Source organism: Anaerobacillus sp. QJM3NY_17 (genome assembly GCF_056173665.1).
The window spans coordinates 2,922,625-2,936,723 of sequence record NZ_CM149685.1 but is presented as its reverse complement, the minus strand read 5'-3'; the positions used below and the strand labels follow the sequence as shown (position 1 = coordinate 2,936,723).

16 protein-coding genes and 1 other annotated feature are annotated in these 14,099 nt (G+C 40.8%); all 16 genes read left to right on the top strand.

Annotated features, from left to right (window positions below):
* Positions 1-109: 109 nt before the first annotated feature.
* The 16 genes from AC0VYV_RS15450 to AC0VYV_RS15375 all read left to right on the top strand — a co-directional run bounded on the left by AC0VYV_RS15450 (position 110) and on the right by AC0VYV_RS15375 (position 14,090).
* On the top strand, positions 110-1,819 hold the full coding sequence (locus AC0VYV_RS15450) for a sensor domain-containing diguanylate cyclase (protein ID WP_475373966.1): 1,710 nt from the start codon (positions 110-112) through the stop codon (positions 1,817-1,819).
* A gap of 366 nt (positions 1,820-2,185) precedes the next feature.
* Positions 2,186-2,941: a prepilin peptidase gene (locus AC0VYV_RS15445; RefSeq protein WP_475365556.1), complete on the top strand. Its 756-nt coding sequence runs from the start codon at positions 2,186-2,188 to the stop codon at positions 2,939-2,941.
* A gap of 168 nt (positions 2,942-3,109) precedes the next feature.
* Positions 3,110-3,346: a hypothetical protein gene (locus AC0VYV_RS15440; RefSeq protein WP_475365555.1), complete on the top strand. Its 237-nt coding sequence runs from the start codon at positions 3,110-3,112 to the stop codon at positions 3,344-3,346.
* A 335-nt stretch (positions 3,347-3,681) separates the two neighbouring features.
* Positions 3,682-4,677 carry an SPOR domain-containing protein gene (locus AC0VYV_RS15435; protein ID WP_475365554.1) on the top strand — a complete coding sequence of 332 codons (996 nt, stop codon included), beginning with the start codon at positions 3,682-3,684 and terminating at the stop codon, positions 4,675-4,677.
* Positions 4,678-4,926: 249 nt separating this feature from the next.
* The gene (locus AC0VYV_RS15430; protein WP_430244024.1) at positions 4,927-5,505 is read left to right on the top strand and encodes a Maf family protein; all 579 of its coding nucleotides are present in this window, start codon (positions 4,927-4,929) and stop codon (positions 5,503-5,505) included.
* Positions 5,506-5,557: 52 nt separating this feature from the next.
* A complete protein-coding gene (gene radC / locus AC0VYV_RS15425; protein WP_194219641.1) occupies positions 5,558-6,229 on the top strand; it encodes a RadC family protein in 672 nt (223 codons plus the stop codon).
* A 102-nt stretch (positions 6,230-6,331) separates the two neighbouring features.
* Positions 6,332-7,369: a rod shape-determining protein gene (locus AC0VYV_RS15420; RefSeq protein ID WP_194219395.1), complete on the top strand. Its 1,038-nt coding sequence runs from the start codon at positions 6,332-6,334 to the stop codon at positions 7,367-7,369.
* A 16-nt stretch (positions 7,370-7,385) separates the two neighbouring features.
* Positions 7,386-8,264 carry a rod shape-determining protein MreC gene (gene mreC / locus AC0VYV_RS15415; RefSeq protein WP_475365553.1) on the top strand — a complete coding sequence of 293 codons (879 nt, stop codon included), beginning with the start codon at positions 7,386-7,388 and terminating at the stop codon, positions 8,262-8,264.
* Positions 8,261-8,806 carry a rod shape-determining protein MreD gene (gene mreD / locus AC0VYV_RS15410; RefSeq protein WP_430244027.1) on the top strand — a complete coding sequence of 182 codons (546 nt, stop codon included), beginning with the start codon at positions 8,261-8,263 and terminating at the stop codon, positions 8,804-8,806. Before mreC ends, mreD begins: the two co-directional genes overlap by 4 nt.
* 41 nt (positions 8,807-8,847) lie before the next feature.
* A complete protein-coding gene (gene minC / locus AC0VYV_RS15405) occupies positions 8,848-9,525 on the top strand; it encodes a septum site-determining protein MinC (protein WP_475367500.1) in 678 nt (225 codons plus the stop codon).
* A gap of 19 nt (positions 9,526-9,544) precedes the next feature.
* Positions 9,545-10,345, top strand: a complete 801-nt coding sequence (minD, locus tag AC0VYV_RS15400; protein ID WP_194219398.1) for a septum site-determining protein MinD — start codon at positions 9,545-9,547, stop codon at positions 10,343-10,345.
* A gap of 260 nt (positions 10,346-10,605) precedes the next feature.
* Positions 10,606-11,268, top strand: coding sequence for a peptidoglycan DD-metalloendopeptidase family protein (locus AC0VYV_RS15395; RefSeq protein WP_475365552.1), 663 nt, complete (start codon positions 10,606-10,608; stop codon positions 11,266-11,268).
* The gene (locus AC0VYV_RS15390; RefSeq protein ID WP_475365551.1) at positions 11,268-12,092 is read left to right on the top strand and encodes a M50 family metallopeptidase; all 825 of its coding nucleotides are present in this window, start codon (positions 11,268-11,270) and stop codon (positions 12,090-12,092) included. Before AC0VYV_RS15395 ends, AC0VYV_RS15390 begins: the two co-directional genes overlap by 1 nt.
* 31 nt (positions 12,093-12,123) lie before the next feature.
* Positions 12,124-13,272 carry a ribonuclease E/G gene (locus AC0VYV_RS15385; protein WP_475367774.1) on the top strand — a complete coding sequence of 383 codons (1,149 nt, stop codon included), beginning with the start codon at positions 12,124-12,126 and terminating at the stop codon, positions 13,270-13,272.
* A gap of 78 nt (positions 13,273-13,350) precedes the next feature.
* Positions 13,351-13,425: a sequence feature (ribosomal protein L21 leader region), on the top strand.
* Positions 13,426-13,437: 12 nt separating this feature from the next.
* Positions 13,438-13,746 carry a 50S ribosomal protein L21 gene (gene rplU, locus AC0VYV_RS15380; RefSeq protein ID WP_048312605.1) on the top strand — a complete coding sequence of 103 codons (309 nt, stop codon included), beginning with the start codon at positions 13,438-13,440 and terminating at the stop codon, positions 13,744-13,746.
* Between the two features lie 11 nt (positions 13,747-13,757).
* Complete coding sequence (locus AC0VYV_RS15375) at positions 13,758-14,090, top strand: ribosomal-processing cysteine protease Prp (RefSeq protein ID WP_430244036.1); 333 nt, start codon at positions 13,758-13,760, stop codon at positions 14,088-14,090.
* Positions 14,091-14,099 lie beyond the last annotated feature (9 nt).

Genomic DNA, 14,099 nt, shown 5'->3' with positions numbered 1-14,099 from the left:
TTTATAGAAAAAGCTAGGACTTTTTCGCCATTTTTTGCTAAAATAGAACTTAACCACATTAATATGGAAAAATATTCTTCCTGAGTTTGGAAGATGGAGGGGGAAACAATTGACTGCATTAATGAAACGTAAAGTTTGGTTGGTATGGCTTTTGTTCTGGCCACTACTCATTTTTGCAACGTTCTATTTCTTTCCTCCTGTATTATCAGGAAATTGGGCAGATGTTCTTGCATTGTTTGTGCTTCTTGCTGTTGTTGCTATGATTCCAATTAATGTAAAGGGGACTGACCTTTTTTTTATCCAGGGGATCTCGCTTGCTGTGTTCTTAAGGTATGGTCTATTTGTCGAAATGATCTTAACTCAGTTAGCGATACTCGTTTTTCTTTTAAACTTACGTGTCACAAAAAAAGATAGTCATCGTTATCCTGTTAACATGCTGATGTTTATGCTTGTTTCACTCGTTTCCGGAGGACTTTTCTATTTACTCGGTGGTTCAGTAGGTGAATTCTCTGGTGATGCGATTACGCAGCTCGTTCCTTCAATTGCATACATCTTATCGCTTATAGTTGTAAATCAAATTCTCCTACATTTTTTAAAAATTTATATTTACAAAGAAGCTGATACTAAATTTTTTGGTAAAGATATGCTCTGGGAAGCGATATCAACTGGGGTGACTCTTCCTGTTGGCTTCTTACTATATATGCTACATACATATCTAGGTACAGTCGCTATTTTCTTTGTAGGCGTACCATTTATACTGGCTTCTCTTATGCTCAGGCTCTATTATTCCAGCCAAAAAGTAAATAATCTTCTTCAGCAGACAAGTGAAATAGGACAGCAAATCACACAATCTCTCGATACTGATGAAATATTAAATGTCTTCTTAAATGAAGTGAAAGATATGTTTCTTGTGGATTATGCTTATATTATGGATGCCGAACATGTGAAGCGACTAACGGTTATTAAACGATATGAGAATGAGCGTGGCATCGTTTCAAAAGAAGAAAGTAACCTATACCAGGAAGGTATCAGTTCAAGGGTGTGGCGAAGCGGACGAAGCCGCTTGTATACGAAGAGGTCTCAGTGGAAGAATCTTACGGAAGGTGTGCTTTCTGATGCTGCCAACTCAGTAATTTCCGTCCCAATGAAGCGGAATAAAAATGTTGTAGGCATCATTACTCTTGCTTCAGACCGCGTCCGTTCTTATGAGAAACATCACATTCTTGTCCTGCAAATACTAGCTAACTATTTAGCCGTTGCTGTTGATAATGCTAGGCATTATGAAGAGACGAAAAGGCGAAGTGAACGATGTCCATTAACGAATTTATACAACTTCAGGTTTTTTGGGGAGTTATTGGATGAGAAATACAAGCGTTTTGACAAAACGCCTGATCCGTTCTCTATCATTCTGCTCGACCTGGATCATTTCAAGAAAGTGAATGACACGTTTGGTCATCCTAGTGGAAATGAAGTGCTTTGTGGGGTAGCAAATCGACTTGAAGAAGAAATTGGAGGCAGAGGCACCGTTGCAAGATTTGGTGGAGAAGAGTTTGTCGTTTTGCTAGAAAATCATTCTCATAAGAAGAGTGTTCAAGTAGCAGAAGATTTACGATGTTCCATCGCGGATCGTCCATTTGAAATTTATAATGATCTCGATAACGGCAATCGCCAGGTTATTTACGTAACGGCTAGTATTGGTGTGGCCACGGCTCCTGATCAGGGAGAGGATGCGCAAACGTTGATACGAAACGCGGATCGAGCGATGTACACTGGAGCAAAGCAGCAGGGGCGAAACCGCGTTGCGAGCTATGTTGGATAAATAAGAAAATCCCCGTTCTTCACGAATTGTGAAGAACGGGGATTTTATAAGAATTCCTTTTGGAACGTTCAATTGGAACGGGTTCAACAATTTACTTAAAACACAGGGTTGTACGGTCTTGAAGTAGGAAGATGTTCTGAGTATCGTTGGTTGGTAAGTGATTTGTAGTCGGTGGGGGTACATTTTCTTGAAAATTTCTTTGTTGGAAATAGCCATAACCGCATTTCTAATATTTGTTGATATATGGGTAAGGTGATTTTCGTTTCACTTTAATAGCATTAAAACAACTATTAATCCTGAAATCACTTTATATACATACCGTTTTTCTTAACCTACTAAACTCTTTCGAAGAGGGGGGGGGAACATATGGGGGGCATTTTACATAGTTATTTATTTCTAGTTGGGCTTGCGCTTGGGTCTTTTTATAATGTCGTAGGTCTGCGGGTGCCTGTCAAACGATCGATTGTGGCCCCTCGCTCATCCTGTCCAACATGTGAACGAGAGCTTTCACTGCTTGAGCTTGTGCCGGTTTTCTCATATTTATTCCAGCGCGGGAAATGCAAAGGCTGTGCGTCACGCATTTCACCTATTTACGCCAGTGTTGAATTCGCTACGGCACTTCTTTTTACGATTGCACCGTTTTTAGTGGGATGGTCAAAAGAATTGATCATTTCTTATGGATTGATTTCGCTTCTTGTGATTATTTTTGTTTCAGATATCACCTATATGCTTATTCCAGATCGTATTCTTCTCTTTTTTGCTGCTTACTTTATTGTTGGTCGAATCCTTGTTCCAATGGATCCGTGGTATAGCCCTTTTATTGGAGCGGCTGGAGGATTTTTATTACTCCTTCTCATTGCTGTTATTAGTAAAGGGGGAATGGGGGGCGGTGACATTAAATTATTTGCGGTACTAGGCTTCGTATTTGGTTATCAGGAATTACTTCTTGTGTTTTTCTTTTCTACTTTATGTGGCACGATCATTGGCGTAACAGCGCTATCGACTGGAAGAGTAAAGCGAAAGCAGCACATTCCGTTTGGGCCATCGATAGCGCTAGGCGCGATCTTAACGTATTTTTATGGCGAACAAATTTTGCGCTGGTATTTTAGTTTTCTTTCATGATGGAGGGAATAAACGATAGGACTTTTTAATTTCAAGCCAAAAAAAGCAGATTAGTTTGATTCTGCATGATCATGTGATTCGGGTGGTAGAGCTCGCGCCTTCTACGATGGGGATTCGTTCTTATCAGGAACGATTTATACCTGAAGGGTTTGTTAAGGACGGAAAATTATGGAGTGTGATACGCTCTTCGTGATTTTAGAAGAGTGGGGAATTAAAGGGAAGCGGGTCGTTTTTCTTGTGCCTAATGCCTATCTTGTTTTCCGTTATGAGAAGATCCCGCGAGCCATTTCTAACGATGACATTAAAGGCTACTTGTACCTTGAATTTGGGGCGAGCATCACGTTTCTTTTTCTGAATTTCGTTTTGATTATGAGTAGATTAGTGAAACGGATGCTGTGTTGCTAGATGAAGCTGAGAAAAATGAGTTAACATATACGGCGAATGTAGCTACTTTTCACATCCCACCTTAACGGATCTAGCAGAGCAAACGCCATCGATTGATTATCCAGAACCTGCAGATAAAGACAATCCATTGTATGAAAAGGTTGATAAAGAAGAAGCTTCGGAGTAATGATGTTTTTATAATCACAAGTGATATAGCAAGTGGAGGAAGCCTTTGTCGGTTAACGGAGGCTTCTTTTTATCGTCTGAATTATCCTGATCTACTCTAGTATTTTCAGTTCTAGTATTTCGTCAGAATTCATAGACTGTAGTACAAGCCGGTACCGAGGAGGATGATTATGGATAAGGAGAGACGGACGATTTCAATCCGATTAAATGATGAGGAGAAAAGCGAGCCTCCCGAAACACATAAAGAAGAAAGCGCAGCAGCTGAGGAGAAGGAATTTGAGTGGATTTTACCCGAACGGCGTGATTCGAGGAAAATAGTAGAACTTAAAAAGAGGCACATTCAAAAAAAAGCTGGAGCTTTTTATGAAAAGAAAAGTCCAAGGCTCCCAGTTGGACGCAAAAAGAAAAAACACTTAGTTAATAAGAAACCTATTATTACACTACAAAAGAAAGTGGTGGCTTCCGCTGCTTTTGCTATTATTCTTGGGATTTTATTTGGATTTGGTTTATTAATGGTATTCAGTGGGGATAGCGTGGCGACGATAGATGATGGATATGAAGAAGCAGCTACAACGACCACGGATTTGGACTTATCATTAGATTTTCACGTAGTTCAATCTGGAGCTTATGAAACAGAGGAGTCTGCGAAGGAGTTTCAAGACAAGTTAAAAGAGAATGGATTTCCGGCAGCTATTTTTAAAGGAGAGAAATACTATTTGTTTATAGGTGTATCTCCTTCTGCTGAAGGACAGGATGCACTTGGAGCTTATTATGAAGGAAAAGGACAGGATGTCTATAAGAAGGTGTGGTCGATTGATGGTCAGAAAGCATCTGTGAGTGACGAAATGGCGGGTCAGATGAAGGAAGGCAAAGCGTTGCTCGAAAAATTAACGACGCTAGATCTTGTCGCATTATCTGATGGAAAGCTGAAAGAAGCTGAAATGAGTGACATAAAAAAAGAAGTTGAAGCCTGGAATGAGAGTGGCTCGGGGAGAAAAGAGTGGGATAAAATCGGCGGGAAAGAGCTTGAACAAAGTCTGAACAGTGCTTTGGAGGAACTTGAAATGTACGCTTCTGACGAAACAGTACCGTCTTTATGGGTTGCTCAGCAGCATTTATTAGACGGGATGGTAGCATTTCAAAATGTAGTGGAAAGGTTGAAATAATCAGTTATTTGCGGAGATTCTCAATTAACGGTACGATATGAGTATTGGGAGCGACCCTCCCTAACGACTTTTTCTTAACGAATTAAAATAAGATTAAACAAATTTAAACTGTATGCACATACAGAAACGAAAGAAAACGAAAAATGTAGAGGAACGTTAGAAAATTAAATTGTGGAAAGAAAAGGGATTTGATAAGCTGTTATCAAGCCCTTTTCCCACTTATGAATCATTTACAAAAAGGGTGGTAAAATGAAGCGCCTCGTCTTAGCCTCAGGGTCTCCACGAAGAAAAGAACTTCTAGATCAAATGAATCTCCAATTTGAGATTATCGTTAGCCGCTTTGAAGAGCATCTCTCTCAATCTGTCCCACCTTCAGAACTTGTGAAACAGCTTGCCTTAGGGAAAGCAAATGAAGTGTATACAAATACTTCAGATGCTGTCGTGCTAGGTGCAGATACGGTTGTTACACTCGACCATGAGGTCCTTGGAAAACCTGATAGCCGCGAGCATGCGAGGCAGATGCTTAAAGCCTTATCAGGACGATCTCACGTCGTTTATTCAGGTGTGGCCATTCTATCCAGTGAACGAAGTTCTCAATTCTTTGAAGCAACTGAAGTAGAATTCTGGGAGTTAACAGATCAGGAGATTGAGAATTATCTGGATACAGGAGAGCCTTTTGATAAAGCGGGAGGTTATGGCATACAGGGTTTCGGTGCCGCCTTTGTGAAGCGAATTCATGGTGATTATTATAGTGTGGTAGGGCTTCCTATTTCGAAAACGCTACGAGAGCTTCGTGCGTTTGGAATTGTTCCGGAGATTCAGCGGTAGTCAGTCATGAAGATGAATCCAGGGAGGAAGCGTGTTGTTGAAAACACCTTTAATGATTCGAGATTATCCTGAAGAAGAGCGCCCGAGAGAGCGTCTGATGAAGGATGGTCCTGAGACCTTATCCAATCAAGAATTATTAGCTATTATCCTCAGGACAGGAACAAAGCAGGAGTCAGTACTTCAGCTTTCTTATCGCATTATCCAGAACTTTGAAGGACTTCGACTTCTGAAAGATGCAAGTATTGAAGAGTTAACGTCTCTAAACGGCGTTGGAACTGCTAAAGCGGTTCAGCTAATCGCAGCGATGGAGCTCGGTAGAAGAGTTAGCCGCCTTCAATTAGAAGAGCGCTATACGATTCGTTCTCCTGAAGATGGTGCGAATTATGTGATGGAAGACATGCGCTTCCTATCACAAGAACATTTTGTTTGCTTATACTTAAATACGAAGAATCAGGTACTGCATCGTCAAACTGTCTTTGTTGGAAGTCTAAACGCATCGATTGTTCATCCGCGTGAGGTCTTTCGTGAAGCATTTAGGCGGTCGGCAGCTTCATTAATTTGTTTTCATAATCATCCGAGCGGTGATCCAACACCGAGCAGAGAAGATATTGAAGTGACAAAACGTCTTGCAGAATGTGGTAAAATGCTTGGTATTGATATGCTAGATCATATTATTATCGGAGATCAGAAGTTTATTAGTTTAAAAGAAAAAGGGTATGTATAAATCGGACGTGGGATAGCACGTATTCCCACTACCGTTTTCAATACTGATGCAGTATAATCATATTTATGAGTTTTGCTTGAATTGAAGGGAGATTTAACATAAATGTTTGGTGGATTTTCAAGAGATATGGGAATAGATTTAGGTACAGCTAATACGCTGGCATATGTAAAAGGAAAAGGCGTTGTTGTTCGAGAGCCATCAGTTGTGGCACTTCGTACAGATACAGGTTCTATTGAAGCAGTCGGAAACGACGCAAAGAACATGATTGGACGTACACCGGGTAATATCGTTGCACTTCGTCCAATGAAAGATGGCGTTATTGCTGATTTTGAAACAACGGCTACAATGCTAAAATATTTTATTCAACAGGCACAGAAAAACCGTTCTGTGTTCGCACGTAAGCCAAACGTGATGGTTTGTGTACCTTCAGGGATCACGGCTGTCGAAAAAAGAGCAGTAGAAGATGCAACTCGTCAAGCTGGAGCACGTGAACCTTATACAATTGAAGAGCCGTTTGCAGCCGCAATCGGAGCTGATCTACCAGTTTGGGAACCAACTGGTAGTATGGTTGTCGATATTGGTGGAGGAACAACAGAAGTTGCGATCATCTCATTAGGTGGAATCGTTACAAGTGAATCGATTCGCATTGCTGGTGATGAGATGGACGAGTCTATCATTCAATATGTGAAGAAAACATACAATTTAATGATTGGTGAGCGTACAGCTGAACAGCTTAAGCTTGAAATCGGATCTGCTGGAACGACAGAAGGTATTGAAGCGATGGATATTCGTGGACGTGACCTTGTAACGGGTCTTCCAAAGACGATCAGCGTATCCGCTGATGAAGTGTCGGGCGCTCTTCGTGATACGGTTAATAGCATTATGGAAGCTGTTAAAGTAACACTTGAGAAAACACCGCCAGAACTTGCAGCAGATATTATGGATCGTGGAATTGTTCTTACAGGCGGTGGTGCATTGCTTCGTAACTTGGATCAGGTGATTAGCGATGAAACAAAAATGCCTGTTATTGTAGCTGAGAATCCGCTTGAGTGCGTAGCGATTGGTACTGGGCGTGCGCTAGAAAATATTCATCTGTTCAAATCTAGAGCTGGTATTACTTCCCGCTCAAAACAGAAGTAGTTGGAAGGTGTAAGGCATGCCACAATTTTTTTCGAATAAACGACTCATTGTATTACTTGTCAGTATCATTATTCTTGTAGCGTTAATTGGGACGTCTATGAAAGAACGTGATGCTCTCACGATGCCGGAGCAATTTTTCAAAGATTCCGTTGGCTGGCTTCAATCAATCTTCTATAAACCCGCTAATTCAGTAGCGGGTTTATTTGAGAGTATTGGTGATATGAAGGACATGTACGAAGAAAATGAGCTATTGAAATCGAGACTTAATGAATTTGTTGCTGTCTCAGAAGAGCTCAAAACAGTGAAGAAGGAAAATGAAGACTTAAAAAGCGAATTAAACATCGATTCATCAACTGGGTTAGCTAGCTATCAAACATTTCACGCAAATATGATTGCAAGATCTCCAGATCGGTGGAATGATTTATTAACGATTGATAAAGGTAAACAGGACGGGGTAGAAGCGGATATGGCTGTTGCCACACCGGATGGATTAATCGGTAAAGTGAAAAACGTTCAGCCTTTTTCATCGACTGTCCAGCTAGTGAGTGATGTAGACCGGACGAATCGAATCGCTGCTATGACTCAAGAAGATAAGAACGTTTTCGGTACAATAGAAGGTTATGATACTGAAAAAGAAGTGCTTATGTTCTCGAAAATTCCAGTAGATACAAAGGTTGAAAAAGGTCAAACTGTTATTACGGCAGGTAATGGAGGCATTTTTCCACGAGGTATTGTCATCGGGGAAATTGTAGATGTTGAAACAGACAACGTTGGAACGACTCAGACGGCTTATGTGAAACCAGCGGCCGATTTATATGATATTAACAATGTTATGGTAATCGATCGTGGAGCGCAGGATGTTACGCCTGATGACGGAGAAGGTGAAGAGGAATGAGGCGTTTTCTTCTAATTGGAACGCTATTTGTTCTTTTTCTTCTTGAAGGTACCGTTTTTCAGGTGTTTGCCCCTGAGCAATTTGGATTTGAATTTCAATTAATCCCACGTTTTGTTACGGTGATTGTGATTATGATTGGAATGATTCTCTCCCCTGCTTATGGTGTAGTGTACGGTGTCGTATTTGGTCTATTGCACGATTTGATCTACACGGATCTTGTTGGTGTCTATATGTTTGGAATGTCTGTTGCAGCCTACATAATCGGTTATTTATCGAAAGTATTTCACCTGAATTGGTTTACAACGCTTATCCTCGGTTTACTGGGCGTATCATTGGTGGAATTCTATGTGTATGAACTATTTTCACTTATTAATGTAACGGATCTTTCTTTCTCTTCCTTTTTCTACAAACGCTATCTTCCTTCATTACTTTTAAATGGAATCTTTTTGCTTATTGTTTACTATCCTGTTAAACGGTTGCTGGATGATTTATCGGAAAACCGTAGACAAGAAAATCAGGCCAAAAGAAGGAGTTTCCTTTAGCAACGTTGAATTATTCTATGTTGAGGTGAATGAAATTGTCTATGGTACAAAAGCAAACACAGCATTTTGTCACGATTAAAGGAACGAAAGATGGCTTGAATCTGATTCTAGATGATTCTTGCGCTTTTCGTGATGTTATAAATGAACTTGATGAAAAACTTTCCGCTCGTCATATACAGCAGACGGAAGGTCATACGATTACTGTTACCCTTAAATTGGGTAATCGATATTTAACAGACAAACAAGAAGAAGAGCTTCGTGCCATGATTCAATCTAAGCAAAACCTTGAAGTTGATCGGATTGATTCAAATGTCATCTCTCGGAGTGAAGCGGAAGCAGAGCGAAAAAGAACAACTGTAACATCTGTTTCGAGAACCGTTCGTTCCGGACAGGTACTTGAAGTAGAAGGAGACCTTCTTTTGATTGGCGACGTTAATCCTGGTGGCACCGTAATAGCTGCAGGGAATATATTCGTAATGGGTTCGCTTAGAGGCATCGCACATGCAGGGGCTTATGGCGATATAAATGCCGTGATTACGGCATCTGTTATGAAGCCATCTCAGTTGAAAATCGCTGAACTAATAAGCAGGCCACCTGATCAAGCAGGAGTAAGTATTCATGAAGCAGAATGTGCTTTTGTTAAGGACGGGCAATCTGAAATTAGCGTTGATCGCGTTCAAATACTGACTAAAGTTCGACCGAATTTGACTAGGTTGTAGACAGAAAGGGGAATGTTGTGTGGGAGACGCTATCGTCATTACTTCCGGAAAAGGTGGTGTGGGTAAGACCACAACGACAGCAAACATTGGGACAGCTCTTGCACTATCGGGGAAAAAAGTATGTCTGGTAGATACAGATATAGGTCTTCGAAATCTTGATGTAGTCATGGGACTTGAAAATCGTATTATTTACGATCTTGTCGATGTTGCTGAAGAGCGATGTCGACTACATCAAGCGTTAATAAAAGATAAGCGTTTTGAAGCGCTTTATATGCTACCTGCAGCTCAAACGAAAGATAAATCTGCTGTGCAGCCAGAGCAAATGAAGAAGATTATTGGTGAGTTAAAGCAGGATTATGACTATGTTCTCATTGACTGTCCTGCTGGCATTGAGCAGGGCTTTAAGAATGCGATTGCAGGCGCGGATAAATCGGTTGTAGTCACAACTCCCGAAACGTCGGCTGTTCGAGATGCTGATCGTATTATAGGCCTTCTTGAAAAAGAAGAAGGTATTGAAGCACCAAAACTTGTTGTTAATCGTATCCGAAACCATATGATGGAAAGTGGAGAAATGCTAGATGTAGATGAAATCGTTTCTATTCTTGCTATCGATCTACTTGGCATTGTTGGCGATGACGATACAGTTATTACAGCATCTAACAAAGGAGAGCCCATTGCGCTCGACCCTAGTTCAAAAGCATCCATTGCCTATCGCAATATCGCGAGACGAATTTTAGGTGAATCTGTTCCGCTTCTTTCTCTCCAGGAAGAACGAGGGATGTTTAGTAAAGTGAAGAAATTCTTTGGAATGCGTTCCTAAATCTCGGCTGCGGCCGGGATTTTTTTGTTTCTTGCTATTCCTTCTTCCTTATCAAAGTAAGACGGCTTTTGATCGGTTGTGTGATCTTCATTTCATTCAATTCCTTGTGAAAGAAAGTATTCTCAATGACATATCCCCACAGGACAAGTCATAAACTGAGTACTACTTATAGGAAGGTTGGGTGAAGAATGCGGAGAGACCTAGATGATGTAAGGAAACGACTTCATTCAAGAAAAAGACAGCGGCGAGCAGTTCCCCAAATGGAAAGACGTCATGATGCTATCCCTTCATCTTCTTTTCAAAACACGGAGGTCAAAATCCATCCTCTCTTTAACAGGCAAAGTTTTTTAATGCGCTCGATGGTTGCGGCATGCTTGTTTCTTGCTGCAGGAATACTATTTAAAGCAGAGAGCGATAAGGTTGCGCCTGTTCAGGAGTATGTGTCAGACATGATGGTAGAAGAATTTCAGTTTGCCACTGTGAAAAGTTGGTATGAAGGAAAGTTTGGGAATCCTGTGGCATTGTTCCCGACAGCGCCTGAAACTGATTCAGTAGGGGAAGCACCAAGCTATGCCCTTCCTGCGAGCGGAAAAGTACTTGAAAGCTTTGAATCGACGGGCAAAGGAATCATGGTTGAAACGGTTTTAAGCTCCGATGTTGAAGCAATCGATGCAGGAGTAGTGACATATGCAGGTGAGAAAGAAGGAATTGGCCAAACAGTAGTGATTCAGCATACGGATGGTAGTGAATCATGGTATGGGATGCTAGATTCGGTGGATGTATCGATCTATGATTTTGTTCAAACAAAGGATCAACTTGGAAGCGTGTCGAATTCTGATGATGGGAAGACAGGAACGTTCTATTTTGCCATTAAGAAGAACGAAGCATTTATTGATCCGCTTCAAGTTGTGCCAATCAAATAATGGTGAAAATGATAACGATCCATCCACTATTTTGGATGACGATTGGTCTTTCCATCTTAACAGGTAGGTTTAGAGAGATGCTGCTGCTCTTCTTAGTTGTCCTCATTCACGAGTTAGGGCATGCGGGGGCAGCCCGTATTTTAGGATGGCGTATCAATGAGATCGTTTTATTACCATTTGGGGGCGTAGCCGTAGTTGATGAACATGGGAATCGTCCCTTGAAAGAAGAGCTTATTGTCATTCTCGCAGGGCCGTTACAGCATGTTTGGATGATGGGGGTTGGCGCGACGCTCCATTATATGGGAATATGGAATGACATGTTCGCTCTCTTTATGCTTCATAATATCATGATTCTTTTGTTTAATTTGCTGCCGATTTGGCCACTCGATGGCGGGAAGCTCCTCTTTCTTCTTTATTCTTTGCGTCTTCCCTTTAAATCGGCTCACAAAATGATGCTATATTCTTCGTTGTTTTGCTTTTCACTTCTTATTATTTTAACAGCGATATTATTTCCTTTTCATCTTAATTTGTGGATGGTGATTGTGTTTCTGTCTGTATCACAATTTAAAGAATGGAAACATCATCCTTATATTTATTTTAGATTTTTACTTGAACGCTATTCTAAATCGTTTAATGGGAAAAAACAGGTTGTTACAATTGCTCCAGATATGCGCTTAAATGACTTGCTAGCAACCTTTTCACGAGGGAAGCATTACCATATCCTCATACAAGATTTGAATATTGAAACAGATGAACATTTCTTACTGGAGGCTTATTTCAAAAAAAATCAAATTGCCTGTGCAGTGGGAACGCTATTTAGGTAAACTAAAGAAAAGCTACTAAAGGAGAACGGCTATGCGATTAATTGTTCTTGAGAGAAATCAATTGCGGGCAGCAGCTATTGAAATAAATAATGAACTTACAGATATATGGGCGGAAACGTTGACGAATAGGAAGCCTTCTCAAGGAGATATTATTCTCGGAAAAGTGTCTTCCGTATTAGATGGCAAAAACGCCGCCTTTATCTCTTTAGGCAGTGGAAAACCCGGGTTATTAAATGGAGAAGAATTTGTTTTAGCGCAAGGGAAAAAGACAGCTGGAGAACCATTACCGGCTGTTTCTGAATGCGTTCAAGAAGGACAGGCTATTCTTGTTCAAGTAAAGCATCCAGGCGTTGATCGGAAGGGCCCAATTGTTACAGAGCTAATTAAGCTGACGTTGGATCACTTAGTCTACATGCCTTATGCAGGATACTCAGCTGTATCGAAGCAGTTAACTACAAATCGTGAAGAACTACTCCAATTTGCAGATAAATATTGTATAGAGCAAGAAGGTGTTATCTTTAGAACTAGTGCAGGATACATAAAGGAAGAAGCTCTTTTAGCGGAATTACAGTCTCATCGTAAAGAATGGCTGCGTATTCTCGAACAATCCTCTTCACAACGAGCGCCTAGTATGGTGAAAAAAAACAGTGGCCTTGGGGAGGAAGTGAGCAAACTATACCCCCTTCATCGGGTGAGTAGTTTAGCGGCAAATTCCTCCGAAGCGGTTAGCTCGTTTTTTCCGCTTTTATCAAAGAATGCGACCCTGATGGAATTGAATGAGAAGAAAAAAAAGCTTGATAAGCTTGAAGATACCATTCTGAATATGAAGAAAACCATTAAAATGGGGAAAGCGAATCTTCATATTGAAGAAACGCATGCATTGACAGCTATTGACGTCGATACTGGAGGAGTAAAGCTTGGGACGAAAAATGAAACTCATTTCGAAGTGAATCGATTAGCGGTGGACGAAATTGCGAAACAGCTTCGACTTCGCAACATTAGTGGATTGATTGTCGTCGATTTTTTACGAGTCGAGAAAGAAGAGCAACAGAACCTTCATGCGTTAATGAAAAGCAAAGAAGAAACAGATAAACGCTTAAAAGTTGGAGGATTTACAAAGCTAGGACTATTTGAGATGCAACGTAAAAAGTCCGGACTTCCGTTAAGTCGGTTTGTGTAAAATAAGTCACGTTAATCGCATTGACATGGCAATTTTAGCTGTGGTATGATTTAGTGGTTAGTTCGTTTGGAAGCACCCAAAGAGCTACAACCGCTCAAGAACAGGTTTTTAAGCTAGTTTCTAGCACCTGCAATGGCGAGTCTTAGTATTAGAGGAGGTGCACGTATGTACGCAATTATTGAAACTGGTGGTAAACAAATCAAGGTTACTGAAGGTCAAGAAATCTACATCGAGCTTCTAAACACTGAAGCTGGTGAAACGGTTACTTTTGACCGTGTGCTAATGGTAGGTGGAGATGACATTAAAGTTGGTTCTCCTATGCTAGATGGCGCTACTGTAACTGGTAAAGTTGATAAGCACGGTAAAGGTAAGAAAATCACGGTTTATAAATATAAGCCAAAGAAAAACTACCGTCGTAAGCAAGGACACCGTCAACCTTACACTAAAGTAGTTATCGACAAAATTAACGCTTAAGGATATCTAAGATGATACGTTTCAAGGTGAAGCGAGATTCTAACAATCGCATCCTTTCATTTTCCCTTTCTGGACACGCTGATTCTGGCCCTTATGGCTATGATTTAGTTTGTGCAGGTGTTTCTGCTGTGTCGATTGGGACGGTGAATGCGATTGAATCCCTTTGCGATGTAACTCTCATAGTTGATATGGAGGATGAAGGCGGCTACCTCAGCTGTACTGTTCCGGATCATCTGGAACAACGTATAGATGAGAATGTTCAACTTCTCCTTCAAGGAATGGAAGTATCCATTTCTGCTATTGCCGAGGAATATGGCAAGCACATCCAAATTACTCACACATAGGAGGTGGGA